This window comes from Neoroseomonas eburnea (assembly GCF_018129005.1).
GTDB classification, from domain to species: Bacteria; Pseudomonadota; Alphaproteobacteria; order Acetobacterales; family Acetobacteraceae; genus Neoroseomonas; species Neoroseomonas eburnea.
The window spans coordinates 216,572-239,586 of record NZ_JAAEDL010000004.1; the positions used below are offsets into that span (position 1 = coordinate 216,572).

General features: G+C 71.6%; 20 protein-coding genes and 1 tRNA gene. 9 read left to right on the forward strand and 12 right to left on the reverse strand.

Annotated elements, in window-relative coordinates; genetic code table 11:
* Positions 1-4 precede the first annotated feature (4 nt).
* Complete coding sequence (locus GXW74_RS06245; protein ID WP_211845600.1) at positions 5-577, forward strand: GNAT family N-acetyltransferase; 573 nt, start codon at positions 5-7, stop codon at positions 575-577.
* 157 nt (positions 578-734) lie between these two features.
* Here the strand turns inward: GXW74_RS06245 and GXW74_RS06250 are convergent, their stop codons facing one another.
* The 5 genes from GXW74_RS06250 to ppa all read right to left on the reverse strand — a co-directional run bounded on the left by GXW74_RS06250 (position 735) and on the right by ppa (position 7,709).
* On the reverse strand, positions 735-1,361 hold the full coding sequence (locus tag GXW74_RS06250; protein ID WP_211845601.1) for a redoxin domain-containing protein: 627 nt from the start codon (positions 1,359-1,361) through the stop codon (positions 735-737).
* Positions 1,361-3,427, reverse strand: coding sequence for a protein-disulfide reductase DsbD family protein (locus GXW74_RS06255; RefSeq protein WP_211845602.1), 2,067 nt, complete (start codon positions 3,425-3,427; stop codon positions 1,361-1,363). Before GXW74_RS06255 ends, GXW74_RS06250 begins: the two co-directional genes overlap by 1 nt.
* 98 nt (positions 3,428-3,525) lie before the next feature.
* Positions 3,526-4,242 carry an MgtC/SapB family protein gene (locus tag GXW74_RS06260; protein WP_246522949.1) on the reverse strand — a complete coding sequence of 239 codons (717 nt, stop codon included), beginning with the start codon at positions 4,240-4,242 and terminating at the stop codon, positions 3,526-3,528.
* Positions 4,243-4,400: 158 nt separating this feature from the next.
* Positions 4,401-6,521 carry a sodium-translocating pyrophosphatase gene (locus tag GXW74_RS06265; RefSeq protein ID WP_246522951.1) on the reverse strand — a complete coding sequence of 707 codons (2,121 nt, stop codon included), beginning with the start codon at positions 6,519-6,521 and terminating at the stop codon, positions 4,401-4,403.
* Between the two features lie 660 nt (positions 6,522-7,181).
* Positions 7,182-7,709, reverse strand: coding sequence for an inorganic diphosphatase (gene ppa, locus GXW74_RS06270; protein ID WP_211845605.1), 528 nt, complete (start codon positions 7,707-7,709; stop codon positions 7,182-7,184).
* 113 nt (positions 7,710-7,822) lie between these two features.
* Between ppa and GXW74_RS06275 the strand changes: the two genes are divergently transcribed.
* From GXW74_RS06275 to GXW74_RS06295, 5 genes are all read left to right on the forward strand, one after another.
* Positions 7,823-9,088 (forward strand): M20/M25/M40 family metallo-hydrolase, encoded by a 1,266-nt coding sequence (locus GXW74_RS06275; protein ID WP_211845606.1) that lies wholly within the window; start codon positions 7,823-7,825, stop codon positions 9,086-9,088.
* Positions 9,089-9,092: 4 nt separating this feature from the next.
* Positions 9,093-9,881, forward strand: coding sequence for a ZIP family metal transporter (locus GXW74_RS06280; RefSeq protein WP_246522953.1), 789 nt, complete (start codon positions 9,093-9,095; stop codon positions 9,879-9,881).
* 45 nt (positions 9,882-9,926) lie between these two features.
* Positions 9,927-9,999, forward strand: a tRNA-Ile gene (locus GXW74_RS06285).
* A 730-nt stretch (positions 10,000-10,729) separates the two neighbouring features.
* Positions 10,730-12,079 carry a DoxX-like family protein gene (locus GXW74_RS06290; RefSeq protein WP_211845607.1) on the forward strand — a complete coding sequence of 450 codons (1,350 nt, stop codon included), beginning with the start codon at positions 10,730-10,732 and terminating at the stop codon, positions 12,077-12,079.
* Entirely contained in the window at positions 12,076-12,552 is a 477-nt protein-coding gene (locus tag GXW74_RS06295) for a DUF2269 family protein (RefSeq protein WP_338148158.1), read from the forward strand. The genes GXW74_RS06290 and GXW74_RS06295 overlap by 4 nt, the downstream gene beginning before the upstream one ends.
* 94 nt (positions 12,553-12,646) lie before the next feature.
* Here GXW74_RS06295 and GXW74_RS06300 read toward each other — a convergent pair whose 3' ends face one another.
* The 3 genes from GXW74_RS06300 to GXW74_RS06310 form a co-directional block, all read right to left on the reverse strand.
* The gene (locus tag GXW74_RS06300; RefSeq protein ID WP_211845608.1) at positions 12,647-12,898 is read right to left on the reverse strand and encodes a hypothetical protein; all 252 of its coding nucleotides are present in this window, start codon (positions 12,896-12,898) and stop codon (positions 12,647-12,649) included.
* Between the two features lie 80 nt (positions 12,899-12,978).
* On the reverse strand, positions 12,979-14,265 hold the full coding sequence (locus GXW74_RS06305; protein WP_211845609.1) for an MFS transporter: 1,287 nt from the start codon (positions 14,263-14,265) through the stop codon (positions 12,979-12,981).
* 17 nt (positions 14,266-14,282) lie between these two features.
* Entirely contained in the window at positions 14,283-14,705 is a 423-nt protein-coding gene (locus GXW74_RS06310; protein WP_211845610.1) for a MarR family winged helix-turn-helix transcriptional regulator, read from the reverse strand.
* Between the two features lie 119 nt (positions 14,706-14,824).
* On the opposite strand from GXW74_RS06310, the gene ettA reads away from it, so the two are divergent.
* Together ettA and GXW74_RS06320 are read left to right on the forward strand one after the other, a co-directional pair.
* Entirely contained in the window at positions 14,825-16,504 is a 1,680-nt protein-coding gene (gene ettA / locus GXW74_RS06315) for an energy-dependent translational throttle protein EttA (protein WP_211845611.1), read from the forward strand.
* A gap of 112 nt (positions 16,505-16,616) precedes the next feature.
* The gene (locus tag GXW74_RS06320) at positions 16,617-17,135 is read left to right on the forward strand and encodes a GNAT family N-acetyltransferase (protein WP_246522954.1); all 519 of its coding nucleotides are present in this window, start codon (positions 16,617-16,619) and stop codon (positions 17,133-17,135) included.
* A gap of 145 nt (positions 17,136-17,280) precedes the next feature.
* Here the strand turns inward: GXW74_RS06320 and GXW74_RS06325 are convergent, their stop codons facing one another.
* The 3 genes from GXW74_RS06325 to GXW74_RS06335 form a co-directional block, all read right to left on the reverse strand.
* Complete coding sequence (locus GXW74_RS06325; RefSeq protein WP_211845613.1) at positions 17,281-17,733, reverse strand: hypothetical protein; 453 nt, start codon at positions 17,731-17,733, stop codon at positions 17,281-17,283.
* An 83-nt stretch (positions 17,734-17,816) separates the two neighbouring features.
* Positions 17,817-18,449, reverse strand: a complete 633-nt coding sequence (locus GXW74_RS06330; RefSeq protein WP_211845614.1) for an MlaC/ttg2D family ABC transporter substrate-binding protein — start codon at positions 18,447-18,449, stop codon at positions 17,817-17,819.
* Positions 18,450-18,484: 35 nt separating this feature from the next.
* On the reverse strand, positions 18,485-19,219 hold the full coding sequence (locus GXW74_RS06335) for an MlaA family lipoprotein (RefSeq protein ID WP_338148159.1): 735 nt from the start codon (positions 19,217-19,219) through the stop codon (positions 18,485-18,487).
* A 313-nt stretch (positions 19,220-19,532) separates the two neighbouring features.
* Between GXW74_RS06335 and metF the strand changes: the two genes are divergently transcribed.
* Entirely contained in the window at positions 19,533-20,465 is a 933-nt protein-coding gene (gene metF, locus GXW74_RS06340) for a methylenetetrahydrofolate reductase [NAD(P)H] (protein WP_246522956.1), read from the forward strand.
* A 25-nt stretch (positions 20,466-20,490) separates the two neighbouring features.
* Here metF and GXW74_RS06345 read toward each other — a convergent pair whose 3' ends face one another.
* Entirely contained in the window at positions 20,491-22,914 is a 2,424-nt protein-coding gene (locus tag GXW74_RS06345; protein WP_211845617.1) for a tetratricopeptide repeat protein, read from the reverse strand.
* Between the last annotated feature and the right edge of the window lie 101 nt (positions 22,915-23,015).

The window sequence follows — 23,015 nt, forward strand, 5'->3', positions numbered from 1 at the left end:
AGACATGGCGATGACCGTCGCTGAACCGGTGCAGGAGGTGACCGTCGACGTCACCTTCCTGCGGATGGACACCCCGCCGTCCGAGCCCGCCCGGCCCTTGCCCGGGGATGTGCGGGTGGAGCTGGCGCGGCACTGCTCGGTGCCGTTCTACCGCTACCTCTACGACACGGTGGGCGAGCCCTGGCTGTGGTGGATGCGGCGAACCGCCTCGGATGCCGAACTCGCGGCTCTGCTCTCGCTGCCGGCGATCTCGATCCATGTGCTGATGAAGGATGGCGAGCCGGCGGGGTTCTATGAACTCGACCGCCGCTCCGGGCAGGTGGTGAACCTCGCCTATTTCGGGCTGATGCCTTGGGCGATCGGCACCGGGATCGGGCGTGCCTTCCTGCGCCATGCGGTGGACGCCGCCTGGAGCGCCGGCCGCGCGGCGGTGACGGTGAACACCTGCACCGCCGACCATCCCCGGGCGCTGCCGGCCTATCTGGCGGCCGGGTTCCAGAAGCTCCGCACGGTGCGGGAGGTCTGGCCGGTGCCGCAGCGGCTCGGGCTGAGGGTGCCGGCGCATCTGATCGGCTGACGCGCCCCCGAGAGGGGCGCTGCCCCTCTCGAACTCTCCCCGCCAAAGGCCGAAAGGCCTTTGGAAACCAAAACGTCAAGTCACCGCGGGTGCAGGGGACCGTGTCCCCTGTTGGGGGGAGCTTGATGGGGCAAAGCCCCCTCGATCCTCATCCCCGTCAGGCATCCACATACTTGACCGCGCAGCCGTACGCCGGCGTGCTGGCGCGCGCCACCGCCCGCCCCTCGACCACGGCCAGCATGGCGTCGCGCAGGAAGGGTTCGGCACGGGCCACGTCGTCGACACGCGTCGAGCGGATGGAATCGATGCCGCCCATGTAGCGCAGCACGCCGTCCGCCGAGATGACGAACATGTGCGGCGTGACCGTCGCCTGGTAGGCGCGCGCGGCGACCGAGCGGTGGTCGAGCAGCACCGCCGCCGGCGCCGCATTGCGCGAGGCGGTGAGCTCCTTCGCCTGCGCCCCGGTGACGTGGCCCTGCTCCCCCACCGGGGAGGAGGCGATGCTCAGCCAGACCACGCCGCGATCCGCGGCTAGCCGCTGCAGGCCCTGCATGTTGGCGCTGTTGTAGTGCTTCCGCACGAAGGGGCAGTCGTGGTTGGTCCATTCCAGCACCACCACCTTGCCCCGGAAGTCGGACAGGCGGCGCAGGGTGCCGTCCTGGTCGGGCAGGGCGAAGTCCGGCGCCGGCGCGCCGATGGCGGGCGCGGCGGCGGCGAGGCGCGGCGCGAAGGCAAGGGCGCCGGTGGCCGCGAGGGCGGCGCGGCGGGTGATCGTCACGGTCATCAGGACGCGTCTCCTTGGCTGGCGATGGCCTGCAGCACGATCCCCTCGGTGAGGATCTGCGGCAGGACGAGCGGCACCGCGCCGCCCGCTGGGTAGAAGAGGTAGAGCGGCACGCCCTCCCGCTGATGCGCGCGGAGCAGCGCCGTGATGGCGGGATCGCCCTGCGTCCAGTCTCCGGTCAGGTAGGCGACGTTGCGCTCGGCGAAGGCGCGCCGGACCCCTTCGGTGGCCAGCGCCATGCGCTCATTCACCTTGCAGGTGATGCACCAGGCGGCGGTGAGGTTGACGAAGACCGGCCGGCCTTCGGCGCGCAGCGCGGCAACCCGTGCCTCGGACCAGGCCTCGCTGCCGGCGTCGACGGCCGCCCGGGCCGCCGGCGGCGCGGCGGCCAGCATCGGCAGCAGCGCCAGCGCGCCGGCCACCGCGGCCAGCCCGGCGATGCGCCCGACGCGCCCGCCGCTCGCCTGCGCCGCGCCGATCGCCCAGGCGCCGAAGCCGATCAGCACGCCGCCCAGCAGCACCGCCAGCACCGCGGGCGGCCCCGACTGCTCGGACAGCACCCAGACCAGCCAGGCCGCCGCCGCGTACATCGGGAAGGCGAGGCCCTGCTTCAGCCACTCCATCCAGGCGCCGGGCTTCGGCAGCAGCCGCGCCAGCGCCGGGACCAGCCCGAGCAGCGCATAGGGCAGCGCCATGCCGAGGCCGAGCGCGGCGAAGACGGCCATCGCCTCTACCGGTCCCATCGCCAGCGCCGCGCCGATCGCCGCCGCCATGAAGGGCGCGGTGCAGGGGGTGGCGACCAGGACGGCCAGCGCGCCGGTGAAGAAGGAGCCGGCATGCCCGCCCCGCGCCGCCAGCCCGCCCCCGGCCGAGACCGGCCCGCCGACGGCGAAGACGCCCGAGAGGTTGAGCCCCACCGCCAGCATCAGCCAGGCCATGGCACCCACGAAGACGGGCGAGGTGAACTGGAACCCCCACCCCGCCGCGCCACCCGCCGCCCGCAGCGCGACCAGCGCGCCGCCGAGCGCAAGGAAGGACAGCACCACGCCGGCCGTGTAGGACGCCGCATGCGCCCGCACCGCGCCGCGCGCCGCCCCCGAGAGCCGCGCCAGCGACACCGCCTTCATGGCGAGGATCGGGAAGACGCAGGGCATCAGGTTGAGGATCAGCCCGCCCAGCGCCGCGAACAGCATCGCCTGCCGCAGCGGCAGGCCGCCGCCCGCCTGCGGCACCGCCCCGGGCGCCGCGCCGACCAGATAGGCGCCCCGCACGCCGGCCGCGTCGGTGATGGCGACGACGCCCTCGACCCGCGCCGGCAGGGCCTCGGCCGGGCCGCGCTGCAGGGCAAGGGTCAGCGCCCCGTCGCGGACCGTGAGCGGCTGTGCCGCGGCGTTCTCGACCACGCCCCATTCGGCGGGGAAGAAGAAGGCGTCCCGCACGGCGCCGGGGGCGATGCCGGGGCCGGCGATCTCGATCGCCCCGCGCGCGCCGGCGAATCCGAGCCGCGCCGTGAAGGGCGCGTGCCGCGGCTCGGCCGCCTCGGCGGCGGTGAAGAGAGCGGTGATATCCGGCGCGGTGGCGCGCGGAGCGGCCTCGACCGGGATCTCCAGGCGGAAGGCGCCTTCCTCCGGGATGCAGATGCGCTCGCAGACCAGCCAATTGGCCGCCGCGGTGACGGTGAAGGTCTCGCCGGGGCTGAGATGCGCCGGCGCGGTGACCGGGATGGTGAAGACCGGCTCGCCCTCGTAGCCGAAATTGACCAGCGGTCCGAAGGGGATGCGCTCCGGCGCCGGGAAGCGCATCGCACCGGCGGAGGCGCCATCGGGCAGGGCGAGCGTGACCTCCGGCGGCTGCCCGGCATCCCCGGGGTTGGTCCAGTAGGTGTGCCAGCCGGGCGCGAGTCGCTGACGGAGCGCCAGGCGGAACGGCTCACCGGGGGCGATGGCGGCCCGGTCGGCGATCAGCGTGACGGTGGAGCGCGGGGAAGTGACCGCGGCTGACTCGACCGCCCGCGCCGCAGGCGCAAGCGCGACAAGGCCGGCGAGGAGCATGAGCAGCCGCAGCATGTCGATAAGGAAGGGCGGCCGGGCCGGAGACGCAAGGGCCCCAGCGGGAAAAACCGGCGAAGGATGGTGCCGGGCGGGGATCGCGCGGCGCCGGGGGGTCATTCCAGGGTGCTGCTCTCCCAGGAGGCATGGGTGATGTCAGGGTGGCGGAGAAGCTCGGCGACCACCGCCTCGATCTCCCGCGGCACGACCGCCGTGCTGACCAGCACGGCGGCGACCTCGGTCGCCTCGTCGCCATGCTCGGTCACCTCGATATCTGCGACCGGGTAGTGCGCGGCCTGCAGGCGCTCGATCACGTGGCGGCGTACCGCGGGCAGGCTGGCCGAGCCGGTTGTCACGCGCACTTCGATGCGGGCCTCGGTGCTGGCCTGGCTGACCGGGCTGCGTTCGATCCAGGTCACCACCGGTCGCAGCATCGTGTTCCCGGCGAGGACGAAGGCGGTGATCAGCACCGCCTCCACCACCAGGTCCGAGCCGGCGGCCGCGCCGATCGCCGCCGAGCACCACAGTGTCGCCGCGGTGTTCAGGCCGCGGACGTTCAGCCCCTCCTTCATGATGACGCCGGCGCCGAGGAAGCCGATGCCGGAGACGACATAGGAGATCACGCGGACCGCCTCGGCGTCGCCGGCCAGGCGCTGGCCGATATCGACGAAGGCGGCGGCTCCGACCGCGACCAGGGTGTTGGTGCGCAGCCCGGCGCTGCGCTGGCGGAACTGCCGCTCGATGCCGACCAGGGTGCCGAGGATGAAGGCCACGAACAGGCTGAGGATGCTGTCCAGGATGGGCAGCAGGTGGATGGTGGTCTGGAAGCGCAAGGGCGGGAACCGTCGGTGAGGAGGGACTTGCGCCCTCACTACCATGCATTGGCCCGCCTGGCCGGCGGCCACGAAACCGTCATGCCCGCCGCCCGGTCCCGATGCAGGAGGGGCGCCCTGCGGCGCCCCTTCCGAACAATGCGACGATGGTGGCGCTGTCAGCTATGCGCCAGCATCGCCAGCAGCAGCAGCGCCACGATGTTGGTGATCTTGATCATCGGGTTCACCGCCGGCCCGGCGGTGTCCTTGTACGGGTCGCCCACGGTGTCGCCGGTGACCGCCGCCTTGTGGGCGTCCGATCCCTTGCCGCCATGGTGGCCGTCCTCGATGTACTTCTTGGCGTTGTCCCATGCGCCGCCGCCGGTGGTCATCGACACCGCGACGAAGAAGCCGTTGACGATGACGCCGAGCAGCATCGCGCCGAGGGCCGCGAAGGCCTGCGCCTTGCCCGCGATCGCCTGGATGCCGAAGTAGATCACCAGCGGCGAGAGCACCGGCAGCAGGGAGGGGATGATCATTTCCCTGATCGCCGCCTTGGTCAGCATGTCCACCGCGCGGCCGTAATCCGGCTTCTCGGTGCCCTGCATGATGCCCGGCTTCTCGCGGAACTGCCGGCGGACCTCCTCGACCACGCTCATCGCCGCGCGGCCGACCGCGGTCATCGCCATGCCGCCGAACAGATAGGGCAGCAGGCCGCCGAACAGCAGCCCGACGACGACGTAGGGATTGGCCAGCGAGAAGTCGATCGCCGAGACCCCCGCGAAGTACGGGAACTGCGCGGCGTTCGCGATGAAGAAGCTGAGGTCCTGCGTGTAGGCCGCGAACAGCACCACCGCGCCGAGCGCGGCCGAGCCGATCGCATAGCCCTTGGTCACCGCCTTGGTGGTGTTGCCCACCGCGTCGAGCGCGTCGGTGGTCTGGCGGATCTCCTTGGGCAGGCCCGCCATCTCGGCGATGCCGCCCGCATTGTCCGTCACCGGGCCGAAGGCATCGAGCGCAACCACCATGCCGGCCAGCGCCAGCATCGTCGTCACCGCGATCGCGATGCCGTAGAGGCCCGCCAGCCCATAGGCGATCAGGATGCCGAAGATGATCACCAGCGCCGGCAGGGCGGTGGATTCCATCGACACGGCCAGGCCGCGGATCACGTTGGTGCCGTGGCCGGTGACCGAGGATTCCGCAATCGCCTTCACCGGGCGGAAGGTGGTGCCGGTGTAGTATTCGGTGATCCAGATGATCAGCCCTGTGACCGCCAGGCCGATCACGCCGCACAGGAACAGCGAGAAGGCGCCGAAGCTCGCCCCCGCCGCGGTCGCCGTGCCGAAGCCGAAGATCAGGTAGGTCAGCGGCAGCAGCGCGACCAGCGACAGCACCCCGGTCACCGCGAAGCCGCGATACATCGCCCCCATGATGGAGTTGTTCGCCGGCAGCTTCACGAAATAGGTGCCGGCGATGGAGGTGACGACGCAGACCGCGCCGATCGCGAGCGGATAGATCATGCCCGCGCGCAGGAAGTCGGTGCCGGCGAAGGCGATCGCCGCGAGCACCATGGTGGCGACCATGGTCACCGCATAGGTCTCGAACAGGTCGGCGGCCATGCCGGCGCAGTCGCCGACATTGTCGCCCACGTTGTCGGCGATGGTGGCCGGGTTGCGGGGGTCGTCCTCGGGGATGCCGGCCTCGACCTTGCCGACCATGTCGCCGCCGACATCCGCACCCTTGGTGAAGATGCCGCCGCCAAGACGGGCGAAGATCGAAATCAGCGAGGCGCCGAAGCCGAGCGCCACCAGCGCGTCGATCACCGTGCGGCTGTTCGGGGCCAGCCCGCCGATCACCACCAGCAGGAAGAAGTAGACGGCGACGCCGAGCAGCGCGAGGCCGGCCACCAGCATCCCGGTGATCGCCCCCGACTTGAAGGCGACGTCGAGCCCGCCGGCGAGCGAACCGATGGCCGCCTGCGCCGTGCGCAGGTTGGCGCGGACCGAGACGTTCATGCCGATGAAGCCGGCCGCGCCGGAGAGCACCGCGCCGAGCAGGAAGCCGATCGCCACCGCGATCCCGAGCCGCCAGGCCACCAATACGAAGAGCACCGCCCCGACGATGGCGATGGTGGTGTACTGGCGCTTCAGGTAGGCGGAGGCGCCTTCCTGGATCGCCCTGGCGATTTCCTGCATGCGCTCGGTGCCCGGGTCGCGCGACAGCACGTCCCTGGCGGTGATGACGCCGTAGGCGATGGACAACGCCCCGAGCGCGATCACGAGGATCAGCGAAACGGTCAACAAATTACGGACTCCCCCTGGAAATTGCGCGGCGCATTGGCCGCCATGACCCGTCTTTCGCAGGCCGGAGGGAAGGCTAGAGGGGGAAGGGGAGAAGGCGCAACGGCAGGCGATCCCGCTTCCGCGCCGGCCGGAGCCGCGCTGTAGGAAAATCGTCATGAAACGACGACGCCTGCTGCCGCAGGGCAGCGCCGAGGCAGGACCCTGCCCACCCCGATCGCTTCGCCGGCGGACCGCATGCCGGTGAGAGCGGAATCGCAGCGTCGGCCGCCGTGGCCTCGATGGGACAGAGGCCTGTCTGCGCGTGTCGCGGCGCCGCGGAGGGACTGGTGCCGGCCAGCCTAGCGGATGCCTGGGTATCGGGGGCTTGGTTTCGCGTGCCGCCGCTCAGCCGGCCCCGCGTGCCATGCCGGGAGCCAAGGACTGGTTTCCAAAGGCCTTTCGGCCTTTGGTGGGGTGGCCCCGGAGGGGCAAGGCCCCTCCGGCTCCGCGCCCCGGGCAGGGGTCAGGTGACGAGCGCCCCAGCCTCCTGCTTCCGAAGTCCTGCCGACTTCGTTTTCAGGCCGCGAGCCCTGAGTCTTCAGTGGCCGGCCTGTCCGCTTCGTTCGCCGGATCTCCGGCGAACCTCGCGGGCAGGACACCAGGACCCCCACCCACAGCTCACTTCTTCGCCCGTTCGATCGCTTCCTGGATCAGCCTGCGGGCTTCGTCGGCCCCGCCCCAGCCCAGCACCTTCACCCACTTGCCGGGTTCGAGGTCCTTGTAGTGCTCGAAGAAGTGCTGGATCTGCTGCAGGGTGATCTGCGGCAGGTCCGTGTGCGTCTTCACATGGGCGTAGCGCTGGGTGAGCTTCGGCGACGGCACGGCGATGATCTTCTCGTCCCCGCCGCCGTCATCCTCCATGCGCAGCACGCCGACCGGGCGGACGTTGATCACCGCGCCGGGGATGATCGGGCGGGTGTTCGCCACCAGCACGTCGATCGGGTCGCCGTCATCCGACAGGGTATGCGGCACGAAGCCGTAGTTCCCGGGGTAGCGCATCGGCGTGTAGAGGAAGCGGTCGACGAAGAGCGTGCCGGCGTCCTTGTCCATCTCGTACTTGATGGGCTCGCCGCCGACCGGGACCTCGACGATGACGTTCACGTCCTCCGGCGGGTTCTTGCCGATCGGGATGGCGTCGATACGCATGGAATCTGTCTCCGGTAGGGAACGCCGCGGCTGGTAGCAGAGTGCCGCGACGGGGCCAATCGCAGCGCAGCATGGGTTGCACCCGGGGGGGTGCCCCGCCCAGGCTGGCGCCCATGCCCGAAGCCCCTGCCGCCGCCCGATCCGCCTTCGCCGCCGCCGCCCGCGCCCGCGCCCCGGAGGTCGCCGCCCTGACCCGCCGGCTGATGGCCGTGCCGTCCCCCAATCCGCCCGGCGACGTGCGCGCCTGCGCCGAGGAGGCCGCCGCCCTGCTGCGGTACCTGGCGCCGGAGGCGGAGGTCGCGCTGCACGCCACCTCGCCCGAGGTGACCAACCTCGTCGCCCGGATCCGCGGCGCCGGTCCGGGGCGGCTGCTCGCCTTCAACGGCCATCTCGACACCTACCCGGTGAACGAGGCGCTGCCCTGGACCGTCGATCCGCTGAAGGGCGAGTTGCGCGACGGCCGGCTCTATGGCCGGGGCGCGGCCGATATGAAGGGCGGCATCGCCGCCTCCCTGCTGGCCTTCGTCCTGCTGGCGCAGCACCGCGACGCCTGGCGGGGCGAGGCGATCCTGACGCTGGCCGGCGACGAGGAGAGCATGGGCCCGCTCGGCACGAAGTGGCTGCTCGACAATGTCCCAGGCCTCGCGGAAGCCGGGGCGGTCATCATCGGCGATGCCGGCAGCCCGCGCGTACTGCGCTTCGGGGAGAAGGGCTTCCTCTGGATCGAGGTGGAGGCAACGGGCCGCGCGGCCCATGGCGCGCATGTCCATCTCGGCGAGAACGCGGTGGACCGGTTGCGCGCGGCGCTCGATGCCGTGGCCGGGCTCGCCGTCCTGCCGGTCGCCGCGCCGCCTGCGGTTGCCGCCGCCATCGCCGCGGCGAAGCCGGTCAGCGAGCCGCTCGCCGGGGTGGGGGAGGCCGACGTGCTCGGCCGCGTCACGGTGAACATCGGGCGGATCGAGGGCGGCACGGCGCCGAACCTGGTGCCGGCCTCGGCCCGCGCCGCCTGCGACATCCGCCTGCCCGTCGGGGTGACGTGCGACGCCGCCGAAGCCGCGCTGCAGGCCGGGCTGGGGGGGCTGCCCGGCATCGCCTGGCGCGTGCTGCGGCGCTTCGAGCCCAACCACACCGACCCCGCGGCCGAGGTGGTGCGCCTGACCCATGCCGCGGCGGAGGAAGTCCTTGGGGGCAGCGTCGCGGTGAACATGCGGGTCGGCGGTTCCGACGCGCGCTGGTTCCGCATGGCCGGGCTGCCGACCGTCGTCTATGGGCCGACGCCGCACAACATGGGCGGGGCCGACGAATGGGCCGAGGTCGCGGAGCTGGAGGCCGTGGCCCGCGTGCACGCCCTCGCGGCCTTCGACTTCCTCGCCACCTGACGCGATGGGCGCGGAGGGCTGGCACCCGCTGCTGCTGGGCGCGCTGGCGAGCCTCGCCGCCGGCGCGGCGACCGGCCTCGGCGCGCTGCCCGTGCTGTTCGGCCGGCGGCTGGCCGGGGCGTTGGAGGACGCGCTGCTCGGCTTCGCGGCCGGGGTGATGCTCGCGGCCTCCTTCTTCTCCCTCATCCAGCCGGCGCTCGAAGCCGCCGGGGGGCGCGGCTACGGCGCCTTCGGCGCGGCGCTGGTCGTGGTGGCGGCGATCCTGTTCGGCGCGCTCTGCCTCTGGCTGGTGAACCGCGTCCTGCCGCACGAGCATTTCGTGACCGGCCGCGCCGGCATGGGGGGTGAGAGGGTCCGCCGCATCTGGCTCTTCGTCCTGGCGATCACGCTGCACAACTTCCCGGAGGGCCTGGCGGTCGGCGTCGGCTTCGGCGGCGGGGACGTGGCCGCCGGCACCGCGCTGGCTCTGGCGATCGGGCTGCAGAACATCCCGGAAGGCATGGCGGTGGCGGTGGCGCTGGCCGGGCTCGGCTACCCGCCGCGCCAGGCGGCGGGGGTGGCGCTGCTGACCGGCCTGGTGGAGCCGGTCGGCGGGCTGCTCGGTGCCGGGGCGGTCGCCATCTCCGGCGCGGTCCTGCCCTGGGGCATGGGTTTCGCCGCCGGGGCGATGATCTGGGTGATCAGCAACGAGATCATCCCCGAAACGCATCGCAAGGGGCATGAGGACATCGCGACGCTCGGCCTGATGGCGGGGTTGGCGGTGATGATGCTGCTCGATGTCTCGCTGGGCTGAGCCGCTTGCGCGGCGACCGCCGGCGGGCCATTGCTGGCATCGCATGGGCCTGTAGCTCAATGGTCAGAGCGGACCGCTCATAACGGTTTGGTTGCAGGTTCGAGTCCTGCCGGGCCCATGATTTTCGCGCGCGCCAGCGCGCGAAAATCATCCGCCGGAGGCAAGGCGGCGCAGCCGCCTGGGAGGCACCCTCGCGCGGCGCTGCCGCGCGAGTGCGGCGGCCCGGCGCCGTCCGTGCCGCCCGCCGCGCATCCCCTGCACCCGCGCGGAGCGCCAGCGCGCGAATATCATCCGCCGGAGGCAAGGCGGCGCAGCCGCCTGGGAGGCACCCTCGCGCGGCGCTGCCGCGCGAGTGCGGCGGCCTGGCGCCGTCCGTGCCGCCGCGCATCCCCTGCACCCGCGCGGAGCGCCAGCGCGCGAAAATCATCCGCCGGAGGCAAGGCGGCGCAGCCGCCTGGGAGGCACCCTCGCGCGGCGCTGCCGTGCCTGCCCGTTGCCCGCCGCTCCGTCCGCGGGCACACCATCCGTTCCGCCGGCGAGGCCGCCCTCCCGGCAGCCGAAGGGGCCAGGACCATCAGCGCGAAGACAGGCAAGGAAAATGGAGGGGCTCCGCCCCTCCAAGCCACCCCGCCAAAGGCCGAAAGGCCTTTGGAAACCGTGGTTTGGCACGGTGCGCCGCGCATTGACGCGATGCCGTACGCCATGCCCCTGCACGAAGCGCGTCGCGACGATCCGACGTGGCTGCCGTGCCCGGTGCCAGATGATGGTTTCCAAAGGCCTTTCGGCCTTTGGTGGGGTGGTGCGGAGGGGCAAAGCCCCTCCGGCCTTCGCGGATGACCTTCGCACCGATGGCATCCGCGCCCCCGGAAGCGCGCGGCGATGCGCCGCCTCGGTCCGCGCCGCTCACGGTCCTCGTCCTCGGCGCCTATGGCTTGGTCGGCGCCGTGGTGGCGGATCGCCTGGCCGCTGCCGGTCATCGCGTCACCGGCATCGGCCGGCAGGTCGAGGCCGCCCGCAGGGCGCGCCCGCACGTGGACTGGAAGGCACAGGACATCGCCCGCCTCGGGCGGGCCGAGGACTGGGCGCCGCTGCTCGTCGGCGTGGACGCTGTGGTGAATTGCGCCGGCGCGCTGCAGGACGGCGCGCGCGACGATGTCCAGGCCGTCCAGTCCGTCGCCATGCGCGCGCTGTTCGAGGCCTGCGATGCCGCCCGCATGGGCTGCGTCGTGCAGGTCTCGGCGGTCGGTGCGGCGGCGGATGCGTCGACCGCCTTCATGCGCAGCAAGGCGGAGGCCGATGCCGCCCTGGCCCGCGCGGCCTGCCCCTGGGTGGTGCTGCGGCCCGGCCTGGTGCTCGCACAACAGGCCTATGGCGGCACGGCGCTGCTGCGCGCGCTCGCCGCCTGGCCCGGGCCGGTGCCGCTGCCGCTCGTCGGGGCGGAGGTGCAGACCGTGCCGGTCGGCGTCGTCGCCGATGCGGTGCTGGACGCCGTGGAAGGCCGGCTCGCCCTGCGCGCGACCTACAACCTGCTGGAGGACCGGCCGCACCGCCTGGCGGACTGCGTCGCGGCGTTGCGAGCGTGGCTCGGGCGGCCGCCCGCGCGGAGCCTGCCGGCGCCCTTCGCCCTGGCGCGCATGCTGGCCTGGGGCGGGGACCTGCTCGGGCTGCTCGGCTGGCGGCCGCCGCTGCGCAGCACGAGCCTCGCCGAACTGGCGCGCGGCGTGCGCGGAGATCCGGAACCCTGGGCGCAGGCCACCGGGCGGCGTGTGCCGGCGCTGGCCGAGACGCTCGCCGCCATGCCCGCCACGGTGCAGGAGAAGTGGTTCGGCCGGCTCTGGCTCCTGCGGCCGGCGATGATCGCGGTGCTCTCCGTCTTCTGGGCAGCGAGCGGGATCGTCGCCCTGCTGCGCCCGGCCGAGGCCGCCGCGGTGCTGACGGCGCGGGCGGTGCCGGAGGCGTTCGCCGTGGCGGCGGTGCTGCTGGGCGCCGCGGCGGACCTCGCGCTGGCGGTGCTGATGCTCCACCGCCGGACCATGCCGTTCGCGGCGCGGGGCATGGTGGCGGTCACGCTCGCCTACCTGGCGGGGGGCAGCCTGCTCGCGCCCGATCTCTGGCTCGATCCGCTGGGACCGCTGCTGAAGCCCATCCCGGCCATGCTGCCCGCCCTCGTGCTGCTGGCGACGGAGGAGGAGCGGTGAGCCTGCTGCCCGACCTGCTGCGCTGGCTGCATGTGCTCGGCGCCGCCGTGCTGTTCGGCACCGGCGCGGGCATCGCCTTCTTCATGGTCATGGCACACCGGACGCGCGATGCGGCGCTGATCGCCCATGTCGCCGGAACGGTGGTGGTGGCGGACACGGTGTTCACCGCGACGGCGGTGGTGCTGCAGCCCGTCACCGGCGTGCTGCTGGTGCAGGAGGTCGGGTGGTCCCTGACCGAGGGCTGGATCCTGCTGTCGCTGGCGCTCTACGTCCTGACCGGCCTGTTCTGGCTGCCGGTGGTGGCGATCCAGCTCCGCCTGCGCAACCTGGCGCGCGCGGCGGCCGCGGCGGGGGTGGCGCTGCCGCCGGCCTATCACCGGCTGTACCGGATCTGGTTCGCCTGCGGTTTCCCCGCCTTCCTGGCGGTGCTGGCGATCTTCTGGCTGATGCTGACGCGCCCGCTGCTCGGCTGAACGGGAGCGCCGGCCGGGCCAGGGGCGCCGGCTCCGTTGCCTTCGCGGGGGGATGGGCGGCGTCCCTTGGCGGCGAAGGCACGCCGCCGACGCGTCACCGGCGTCGCATCGCCAGGGCCAGGCCGCCGAGGATCATGGCGCCCAGCAGCCAGACCAGCAGCAGCGCACCGATGCCGAGTCCTGTGCCGACCAGCGTCCCGGTGCGCGCGCTGTCCGATTCCGCCGCCAGGTACTGCAGCGTGGCGCGGACCAGGCTGACCGCGAACCAGCCCGCCATGCCGATGTTGAAGGCAAGAAGGAGCCGCCGCGGCAGGCGGGCACGATGCGGGGTGGCGGACGCATCCATCGGCGGCTCCGGGGCGGTGTCGGTCCGTTCCTGAACGAAGCGGCGCCCGGCGCCGAGGAAATGCTTCGCGCGCCATGCCGTCAGGCGGTCGAGGCCGTCGTCGCCGCGCCCGCCGGCCGCCGCGCGCCGAGCGCCAGCACCGCCGCCACCAGGCACGCCGCGCCCGCCAGATAGAAGGCCGGCAGGTAGGAGGCCAGCGCATCACGGCTGAGTCCGCCCAGCAGGGCCGCCAGCGCCGCGCCGAGCTGGTGCGCCGTGAAGATCCAGCCGAAGACGATCGGCGCCTTCTCCCGCCCGAAGGCCTGGCCCGCGAGCTTCACGGTCGGCGGCACCGTCGCGATCCAGTCGAGCCCGTAGAACACCGCGAAGAAGGCGAGCCCATAGAGGCTGAAGGTGCTGGACGGCAGCCAGAGCAGCGAGAGCCCCCGCAAGCCATAATACCAGAACAGCAGCTTGCGGTTGTCGTAGCGGTCCGAGAGCCAGCCCGACAGCACGGTGCCGATGAAATCGAAGATCCCCATCAGCGCGAGCACCGAGGCCGCCTGGACCTCCGCCATGCCGAAATCGGCGCAGAGCGGGATGAAATGAGTCTGGATCAGCCCGTTGGTGGACAGGCCGCAGACCAGGAAGGTCACGAACAGGATCCAGAAGACCCGGGTCCGCGACGCCTCGGCCAAGGTCGCGAAGGCGGTGCGGACGGGATTGGCGGCGGGCGACGGGGGTGGGGCGACGCGGTCCTCGCCAAGGGCCGGCAGGCCGAGCTCGGACGGATGGTTGCGCCCGAGCAGCAGCACGAGCAATGCCGCGACGCCGCAGGCGAGCAGGCCCGGCGCCATGGCGGCGCGCCAGCCGGCCTCCTGCGCCAGCCAGGCGCCGAGCGGCAGGAAGGCGAGCTGCCCGGTGGCATTCGCCGCCGTCAGCAGCCCCAGCACCAGGCCGCGGTGCCGCACGAACCAGCGATTCGCGACCGTCGCGCTCAGCACCATCGCCGTCATGCCGGTGCCGATGCCGGTGATGGCCCCCCAGTAGAGCCAGAGCTGCCAGACCTGCGTCATCGTCGTCGAGAGCAGGCAGCCCGTCACCACGGTGACGAGCGCGATCGCGACCATCCGCCGCAGGCCGAAGCGCTGCAGCAGCGCCGCGGCGAAGGGCGCCATCAGGCCGAACAGCAGCAGGCGCAGCGCGAGCGCCCCGGAAATGGCGGAGGTCTCCCAGCCCGTCTCCCGCTGCAGGGGCAGCAGCAGCGCGCCGAGCACACCGAGCGCGCCGGCTGAGGCCAGCGACACCAGGAAGGTGATGGCGACCATCACCCAGCCGTAGTGGATGCCGCGGCGAGCAAGCGCGGCGGCGAGCGGTTCGGCGAGCATGGGGCGTCCTTCCGGGATCAGGCGAGGTCGGTGGCGAGGAGTTCGGCGACCAGCAGGCGCAGCGCCTGCGTGCGGTCCGGACCGAAACGGGCTTCGAAGTCCTGCTGCGCCGCGGCCCAGAGCGGGCGGGCGGCGGCGAACCGGGCCTGGCCTTCGGGTGTCAGCGCGAGCAGGCGGCTGCGGCGATCCGCGGGGTCCGGTCCAACGGTGAGCAGCCCGTCGCGCTCCAGCGGCTGGAGGTTCCGCCCGAGCGTGGTGCGGTCCATGGCCATGACGGCGGCGAAGGCGCCAAGGGCGATCGGCCCGCGCGAGGCAAGCCGGCCGAGCAGCGCGTATTGCCCGATGTTCAGCCCGGCCGGCGCGAGGCGCAGGTCGTAGAACTGGGTGAGGTGGCGCGTCGCCTTGCGCAGGCCGTGGCAGCTGCAGCGGTCCGGAAGCATGGCGCGATACTAGGCGTATATACACCTATTGCAAGGCCCCGCGCCGCCAGCCTTGGCGCGAGGGGCCGCGGGCCGTAGAACCCCGGGCCAACCCTTCCCCTTCGCAGGTTCCCCGCCCCATGGCCGCCTATCAGTACGTCTACGTGATGAAAGACCTCACCAAGTCCTATCCGGGCGGTCGCGAGGTCTTCAAAGGCATTACCCTTTCCTTCCTCCCCGGCGTGAAGATCGGCGTGCTCGGCCCTAACGGCGCCGGCAAGTCCACGCTCATGCGGATCATGGCCGGGCAGGACAAGGAATTCGGCGGCGAGGCCTGGGCCGCCGAGGGCGTGCGCGTCGGCTACCTGGCGCAGGAGCCGCATCTCGACCCCAACCTCACCGTCGGCGAGAACGTCCGCGCCGCCTTCGCCGACCTGAACGGATGGCTGCACCGCTTCAACGAGATCTCCGAGAAGTTCGCCGAGGAGATGTCCGAGGACGAGATGAACGCCCTGCTCGCCGAGCAGGCGGAGCTGCAGGAGAAGATCGACGCCGCCAACGGCTGGGAGATCGACCGCCAGGTCGAGATCGCGCTCGACGCGCTGCGCTGCCCGCCGCCGGACAGCCCGGTGACCAACCTCTCGGGCGGCGAGCGGCGCCGCGTCGCACTCTGCCGCCTGCTGCTCGAGAAGCCGGACATGCTGCTGCTCGACGAACCGACCAACCACCTCGATGCCGAAAGCGTCGCCTGGCTGGAACGCACGCTGAAGGACTATGCGGGCACGGTGCTGATCGTCACGCACGACCGCTACTTCCTCGACAACGTCACCTCCTGGATCCTCGAGGTCGATCGCGGCCGGGGCATCCCCTACGAGGGCAACTACTCGACCTACCTCGAACAGAAGCGCAAGCGCATGGCGCAGGAGGAGCGCGAGGAAAGCGCCCGCCAGCGGCAGCTCGCCGAGGAACGGGACTGGATCGGGCGCTCGCCTTCCGCCCGCCAGGCCAAGTCCAAGGCGCGCATCGCGGCCTATGAGGACCTGCTGCGCGCGAGCCAGGACAAGGCGCCGGACCCGACCGAGATCGCCATCCCGCCCGCCCCGCGCCTGGGCAACACCGTCATCGTCGCGGAGAACCTGTCGAAGGGCTACGGCGACCGGCTGCTGATCGACAACCTGTCCTTCAAGCTGCCGCCGGGCGGCATCGTCGGCGTCATCGGGCCGAACGGCGCCGGCAAGACCACGCTGTTCAAGATGATCATGGGCCGCGAGACGCCGGATGCCGGCACGCTCACGGTCGGGGAGAGCGTGGAACTCGGCTACGTGGACCAGTCCCGCGACAGCCTCGACGACAACAAGACCGTCTGGCAGGAAATCTCCGGCGGCGATGACACCATCACCATCGGCAAGCGCACCGTCGCGTCGCGCGCCTACGTGGCCGCCTTCAACTTCAAGGGCGGCGACCAGCAGAAGAAGGTCGGCTCGCTCTCGGGCGGCGAGCGCAACCGCGTCCACCTCGCGAAGATGCTGAAGAAGGAGCACAATGTGCTCCTGCTCGACGAACCGACCAACGACCTCGACGTCGAAACGCTGCGGGCGCTGGAGAACGCGCTGATGGAATTCGCGGGCTGCGCCGTGATCATCTCGCACGATCGCTTCTTCCTCGACCGGCTCGCGACGCACATCCTCGCCTTCGAAGGGGACAGCCACGTCGAGTGGTTCGAGGGGAATTTCGAGAGCTACGAAGAGGACAAGCGACGTCGACTCGGGGACGCAGCGACGGACCCGCACCGGATCAAGTACAAGCCGCTGGCGCGGTGACGCGGGAGAAGAATCCGGGGGAGGGAACTCCCCCGGACCTTCTGTCTGTCACCAGGGCAATCCGGGCGCGGCAGGCCTGCCCGCCTGGCGGAGGCCGCATTTGAGCGCGAGCATGATCCCGCTGCGCTCGGCACGGATCGTCACGACCGAACGGCTGATGATGATCCCGCCGGGGAAGGAGAACCTGCCGGACCTGATCCGGCTGAAGGGCGACGAGCGCGTCTTCGGCTGGATGCTGCACGGCGTCCGCAGCGCCGAGCGCGCGGCGGAGGAACTCGAGGACGATTCCGACTTCTGGGAGGTGCGCGGCTACGGCACCTGGTGCGTCTTCGAACGCGAGAGCGGTGCCTTCCTCGGCATCTGCGGCTTCATGGAACGGCCGGACGGGCGCGGTGTCGCGCTGCGCTACGCCCTCTGGCCCGAATGCCGCGGCAAGGGCTTCGCCCGGGAAGCGGCACGCGCGGCGCTCGCCTTCGGGCACCGCGCGGGCCTGCGGCGCATCATCGCCGTCGCGCGGGACGAGAACATCGCCTCGCGCGCTGTGCTGACCGATATCGGCATGACCCTGGCCGGGGAATTCCGCAACCAGGGCCACCGCATGCTGCTGTTCCAGAGCCTGGCCGGAAGCTAGAGCGGCTTCGGTTCGCCTTGGCTCACGGCAACCGCTGCAGCCTTCTGAAATTGCTAGCATCTTCACCCGATCAGGTGGGGCCACCTGATCGGGATCTGCTCGAGCATCCTGATTCGGAAGTCCCGCGGACTTCGGAATCAGGACATCATTCCAGCCTTTCCGGCCAGCCCACAAACAACCCGACATCTCCCGGCATCCCGCCGGGGAAGTCGATGATGCGCGCTGAGAAGGTGAAGCCGCCGGGGGCGAGTTCCTTCTCCCACCACTCGTAGACCTTGTGGAAGACGCCCGGAAGCGTGTCCTGCCAGCCGGAGAGGTGGTTGTTGATCCGCCGCCCGCCATCCTCGCACAGCAGGGAGGGGAATTTCACGATCATCACCTCCCGCTCGCCGGCTTCGAAGGCCTTGCGGATGCGCGTGATCGCCCGCGCGCGATCCTCGGCGGTGATCTCGTAGGTCTGTACGCGTTCGGAGAAGGCCTGCAACTCGGCTTTCCTATGCGCCTCCGCGGCTTCGGCCTCGGCGTGGCGCCGTTTGGCCTCCGCCTCGCGCGCCGCGAACAGGCCTTGGACGCTGAGGGGTGGTGAAGGCTCGGTCATGGGCAGCTCCTTCGATGCCGAGGACGAAGCCTAGCCGTCTTTGTGATCCTGCCGTTCTGATTCTGCGCAAGCCGCGGGTGCGATCAGCCCCGCGTCTCGCGCGCGGCGAGTTGCGCGATCTGGTTGCGCATCGCGTCCAGCAGCGGCGCGACCCTTCCGCCGTTGCGCTGGATGACAGCGGCGTATTCGCTGCGCGTCGTCAGCCGGAGGGAGGTGCCCTCGGCGATCACATCCACCACCTTGGGCTGGCCGCCGATCTCGCTGACCCGCCAGTCGAGCGAGAAGGCCGGCGTATTCGGCCGCTCGATGATGGTGTTGACCAGCGCGTCCTCCTCCGTCCGCTGCTGGCTGCGGCCGAGGGAGAAGCGCACCCCCCGGTATTCCCCGAAGCGGGCCGAGAGGTTGCGCACGATGATGTCGTCGAACAGGCGATTGTATTCCGCGAGTTCCGCCGGGGTTGCCTGGCGGACGTAGCGGCCGAGGATGAAGCGGCCGGTGCCTTCGATGTCGATGGTCCGGCGCAGCACGGCCGCGACCCGGTCCCGCCGCCGCGGCAGGTCGAGCCGCGGGTCGTTGATCGCTGCCACCAGCTCGTTGCCGGCCGCCTGGATGAAGCCGGTGGCGCGGGCGAGGTCCATCTCGGCCCGGCCATGGCGCGGCAGTGCGAGCATCGCCGCCGCGAGGAAGGGGGAGGAGAGAAGCAGCCTTCGGGTCATGTGGTTCATATGGGTGGACCTCCGCCGATTCCGAGTCATCGCGGGGGCGGCGGCGTCGGTTCCGGGTTCGGCCCCGCCGGCTGGGTCACTCCCTGGCCATAGCCGATGACGCCCGAGGGAGCGACCGTCGTGCCGTAGACTTCCCGGTTCTCGATCTCGAAGGCGCGTCGCTGCCGGTAGGCCGAGCGCAGCGTCGAATAGGGGTCGAGAGAGGTTGCGCGCACCTGGTCGATCGGCTCCAGCAGCGCCTCCCGCGTGTCCACCACGACGAGGCCAAGCCGAACCCAGCCGGCGGCGTCCACCGCCGCCCCCTGGCCAAGCCAGGTGAGCGGGTGAAGTGCGATGTCCACCCCCTGGCCGACCAGGTCGCGCGGGGAGGAGGGGCCGAACAGCGGCACGAACATGTAGAAGCCCTCGCCGGCCCCCCAGACCGCCAGGGTCTGGCCGAAATCCTCGGAATGGCCGGGCACGCCCCAGTCCCGCGCCACGTCGAGGATGCCGCCGATGCCGAGGGTCGAGTTCACCATGAACCGGCCGAGCGTGATGCGTGCCCGGCTGATGTTCCCCTGCAGCAGGTCATTGGCCAGGATCACCGGCGCGCGCAGGTTGCCCAGAGCGTTGCGGATCCCGTTGCGCACCGGCTGGGGCAGGACGTCGCGATAGGCTTCGGCCACCGGCTGCAGCACGAAGCGGTCGGCGACCTCGTGCACTTCGAACATCGCGCGGTTGGCGGGTTCGAAGGGGTCGTTGGTCTCGCGGAACTCGGCCACCGCTTCCGGGTCGTCGGCCGGGGGAGGCGTCGCGCACGCCCCCACGGCGAGGACGGCCAGGGCACAGGCCCAGCTTCGCGATTTCGTGATGATCGGGGGGAGCATTGCGGCGGAATACAAGGTCTCGCCCGGGGTTGGAACCGGTTTCCGAACAGGTCTCATGGACGGCAGGCGGGCACGACTATAGCGACAGCAGGTTGCGGCGCAGCAAGGCGTTTCGTCGCAGTGTGTCACGAAGTCTTGCAAGCGCGTCGTGGACAGGCGAGAGGAGCCGCCCGCCCGCTGCGGTGCTGAGGAACGAGGAACGAGCGCGATGAACCAGGTCATGGGCGGTACCCTGGCCCGCTGGCTGACCGGGCCCCGGGTGGCCGGCCTGCCTGCCCCGGCGGAAATGCCCGCCCCGCGCCTGTCCTTCGAGTTCTTCCCGCCCCGGACGGACAAGCTCGAGGAGCAGCTCTGGGCCTGCATCCGGCGGCTCGAGCCGTTGGCGCCGCGCTTCGTCTCCGTGACCTACGGTGCCGGCGGATCGACCCAGGAACGCACCCATGCGACCGTCGCGCGCATCGTCACCGAGACCACGCTGACGCCCGCTGCCCACCTGACCTGCGTCGGCGCGACGCGGGAGGAGGTGGACGCCGTCGCCCGGCGCTACTGGGCGGCCGGGGTGCGCCACATCGTCGCCCTGCGCGGGGACCCGCCGGCAGGGGCCGCCACCTACACGCCGCACCCGGGCGGCTATGCCCAGGCGGAAGATCTGGTGCGCGGGCTGAAGCGCATCGGGGATTTCGAGATCAGCGTCGGCGCCTACCCCGAGACCCACCCGGCGGCGCTCTCGGCCGAGGCCGACCTGGATTTCCTCAAGCGCAAGATCGATGCCGGGGCGACGCGGGCGATCACCCAGTACTTCTTCGATACCGAGGTCTATCTCCGCTTCCTCGACCGCTGCCTGGCCAAGGGCATCACGGTGCCGATCGTGCCGGGCATCCTGCCGGTGTCGAACTTCCAGCAGGTGGTGAAGTTCTCCGCCATGTGCGGCGCGAGCGTCCCGGCCTGGATGGGCCAGCTCTTCGAAGGGCTGGAGGAGGACGCCGAGACGCGGCGCATGGTCGCCGCGGTGGTGGCGGCCGAACAGGTGCGGCTGCTGCAGGCGAACGGGGTGGACGAGTTCCACTTCTACACGCTGAACCGGCCGGACCTGACCTACGCGATCGCGCATATTCTCGGGGCACGGCCCAGGAAGGCCTGATGCCGTCCGGCCCCGCCGGGGCCGCTCAGCCGGCGATCGCGATGTGGTCCGGCGCCAGCTTCGCCGCCGCGCGCGCATGGATGGCCGCGAAGGCCCGCTCCAACGCCTCCGTCGCCCTGTCGGCATCGAAGAGCGGGCAGGAGGGCAGGTTCGCGGCCAGCCTCCGCTTCAGCTCCGCGACCCGCTCCGGCGCATTGCCGAGACCCGTCGCCATCCGTTCGTAGTCCTGCAGGGAGGCCACGGCGAGTTCGGGCATGCCGACCGCCCCCAGCAGGCTGGCCCCCATGCGGCTGGCGAAGGATTCGCCCATCCGCGTCAGCACCGGCAGGCCCATCCGCAGCGCGTTGCTGGCCGTCGTGCCGCCATTGTAGGGGAAGGTGTCGAGGAAGAGGTCCGCCAGCGCATGCCGCGCCAGGTGCTCAGCCAGCGGAACGAAGCCTGCGAAGACGATCCGCTGCGGATCGATGCCCAGCTTCCTGGCGCGCGTCCGGTAGGTGCCGGAGGATTCCGCCTTGCCGGCATAGAGCCAGAGCACGCTGCCGGGCACCTGCGCCATGATGCGCATCCAGGCGTCGAAGGTTTCGGGCGTGACCTTGTAGGCGTTGTTGAACGAGCAGAAGACCGTGCCGCGGTCCGGCAGGCCGGATGCTGCGCGGTCCGGCGCTGCCGGCGCGGCATCGAGATGCCGGCAATTGGCCTGGAAATGCGGGAGGTGGATCACCTTCTCGCGGAACTGCCCGAAATGGGCGGCCGGGATCGTGGTTTCGTCGGCGACGACGTAGTCGATGTAGCCGGCCCCCATGGTTCCGATGAAGCCGAGATAGCCGACCTGCACCGGCGCGATCCGCGCGGCGAAGAGCCGCGTCCGGGCGCCGAGCGTATGCCCGTTCAGATCCACCGCGATGTCGATGCCGAGATCGCGGACGTACCGGATCGCCTCCTGGTCGCCGAGGGCCGAAAGGTCGTGGAACCGCGTGACCGCCGCGCGGACCTTGTCCTGCCACGGCTCGGCCTGCGCCGGCACCAGAGAGAGGGCGTGCACCTCGAACCGCCGGCGGTCGTGCCGCTGCAGCACGTCCAGCATCAGGTGGGTTACCGGATGGTTGCCGAAGTCGGAGGAGACATATCCGACCCGGATGACATCCGCCGATCGGGGCACGGCCGGAAGGGGCACATCCGCCGTGGCGGGATACCTTTCCGCCACGAAGGCCTCCGCCGCCAGCCGCTGGAGCTGCAGGGAATCGGTCGCCGCCAGCAGGTCGAAGGGGGAGGAGGCTGGACGGCCCTGCCGGATCGCATCGAGGAGTTCCGCGACCATCTCCTCATGCCCGCTCCAGTCCGCGACCTGCATCCGGGCGTGCAGGATCTGGCCCGGGAGGAAGGGTTCGGACGGATCGATCCGCCGTGCCTCCTCGAGGTCGCGCAGCGCCCTGTCGGGGCGGCCGGCCCGCAGGAGGGCGTTGCCGCGCTGCAGCAGCGCCTCGCGGTATCTCGGCCGCAGCGCGATCGCCTCGCCGCAGGCCGCCGCCGCCGCCTCGAAGCGCAGCAGCCTGGTCAGCGCGATGCCGAGGTTGCAGTGTGCCTCGGCCAGATCGGGCGCGAGCGCGATGGCCCGGCGGAAGGCGGCGCTCGCCGGCCCGGGGCGACCGGCGTCGAGCAGCGCGATGCCCAAGCCGTTGTGCATCGTGGCGTCGGCGGGCTTCAGGGCCGTTGCCCGTTCGTAGGCGGCGAGCGCCTCCTCGACGCGCTTCAGCGCAAGCAGCGCCCTGCCGCGTCCGGCGTGGCCCTCCGCGAGGTCCGGCCGCAGCGCGAGGGCGCGATCAAAGCTCGCCAGCGCCTCTGCTGCGCGCCGGAGGTCGCACAGGGCGCCGCCACGATGCAGATACGCCTCGGCGGCGGAGGGGGCGAGCGCGAGCGCCGCGTCGAAGGCCGCGAGCCCCTCGGCGAGGCGTTCCATGGTGCAGAGCGCGCAGCCGCGCAGGATGTGGGCGGGGGCGATGTCCCGGTTGCGGGCAAGCAGGCCGTCAAGGGAGGCCACGGCCTCGGCCGGGCGTTCCAGGTCGATCAGCGCCTGGGCGCGGTGCAGATGCGCCTCCAGCATGTCGGGCCGGAGCCGGATGGCCTTCTCGTAGCAGCGCAGCGCGCGCTCGTGCCGCCCGAGCTGGCGGAGGCCGTTGCCGAGGTTGGCTTGTGCCTGGGCATTGTCGGGCCGGTAGGCGAGCGATTTCTGGATGAGGTCCACGCCCGCCTGGTGCTGCCCCTGCTGCAGCGCGCAGACACCGAGGAGGTGCAGGGCGTCGTAGTGGTCGGGGAAGAGCCCGAGGATGGCCCTGTAGATGTCCTGCGCGGCCACCACCTGCCCTTGCTGGTGCAGGGCCAGGGCGCGGCCGAACATCTCGTGCGCCCGCTGGATCAGGGCTGCGGAGCGGCGGTCGTTCTGCGGTGACAAGGGCTGCCCCTCCTCGCCCGGCTGCGGGACCTCGGCCACCGGGCCGGGGCGCGGGCCGGTGTCGTCTAGAGCAGATCCCGATCAGGCGGAATCACCTGATC

Bases quoted from the DNA above. Each gene is read 5' to 3' on its own strand.
- metF (WP_246522956.1), top strand. From the start codon at position 19,533: ATGAACCAGGTCATGGGCGGTACCCTGGCCCGCTGGCTGACCGGGCCC.
- GXW74_RS06290 (WP_211845607.1), top strand. From the start codon at position 10,730: ATGGCATCCGCGCCCCCGGAAGCGCGCGGCGATGCGCCGCCTCGGTCC.
- GXW74_RS06325 (WP_211845613.1), bottom strand. From the start codon at position 17,733: ATGACCGAGCCTTCACCACCCCTCAGCGTCCAAGGCCTGTTCGCGGCG.
- ppa (WP_211845605.1), bottom strand. From the start codon at position 7,709: ATGCGTATCGACGCCATCCCGATCGGCAAGAACCCGCCGGAGGACGTG.
- GXW74_RS06310 (WP_211845610.1), bottom strand. From the start codon at position 14,705: ATGCTTCCGGACCGCTGCAGCTGCCACGGCCTGCGCAAGGCGACGCGC.
- GXW74_RS06255 (WP_211845602.1), bottom strand. From the start codon at position 3,427: ATGCTGCGGCTGCTCATGCTCCTCGCCGGCCTTGTCGCGCTTGCGCCT.
- GXW74_RS06245 (WP_211845600.1), top strand. From the start codon at position 5: ATGGCGATGACCGTCGCTGAACCGGTGCAGGAGGTGACCGTCGACGTC.
- GXW74_RS06280 (WP_246522953.1), top strand. From the start codon at position 9,093: ATGGGCGCGGAGGGCTGGCACCCGCTGCTGCTGGGCGCGCTGGCGAGC.
- GXW74_RS06300 (WP_211845608.1), bottom strand. From the start codon at position 12,898: ATGGATGCGTCCGCCACCCCGCATCGTGCCCGCCTGCCGCGGCGGCTC.
- GXW74_RS06275 (WP_211845606.1), top strand. From the start codon at position 7,823: ATGCCCGAAGCCCCTGCCGCCGCCCGATCCGCCTTCGCCGCCGCCGCC.
- GXW74_RS06305 (WP_211845609.1), bottom strand. From the start codon at position 14,265: ATGCTCGCCGAACCGCTCGCCGCCGCGCTTGCTCGCCGCGGCATCCAC.
- GXW74_RS06250 (WP_211845601.1), bottom strand. From the start codon at position 1,361: ATGACCGTGACGATCACCCGCCGCGCCGCCCTCGCGGCCACCGGCGCC.
- ettA (WP_211845611.1), top strand. From the start codon at position 14,825: ATGGCCGCCTATCAGTACGTCTACGTGATGAAAGACCTCACCAAGTCC.
- GXW74_RS06320 (WP_246522954.1), top strand. From the start codon at position 16,617: ATGATCCCGCTGCGCTCGGCACGGATCGTCACGACCGAACGGCTGATG.
- GXW74_RS06330 (WP_211845614.1), bottom strand. From the start codon at position 18,449: ATGACCCGAAGGCTGCTTCTCTCCTCCCCCTTCCTCGCGGCGGCGATG.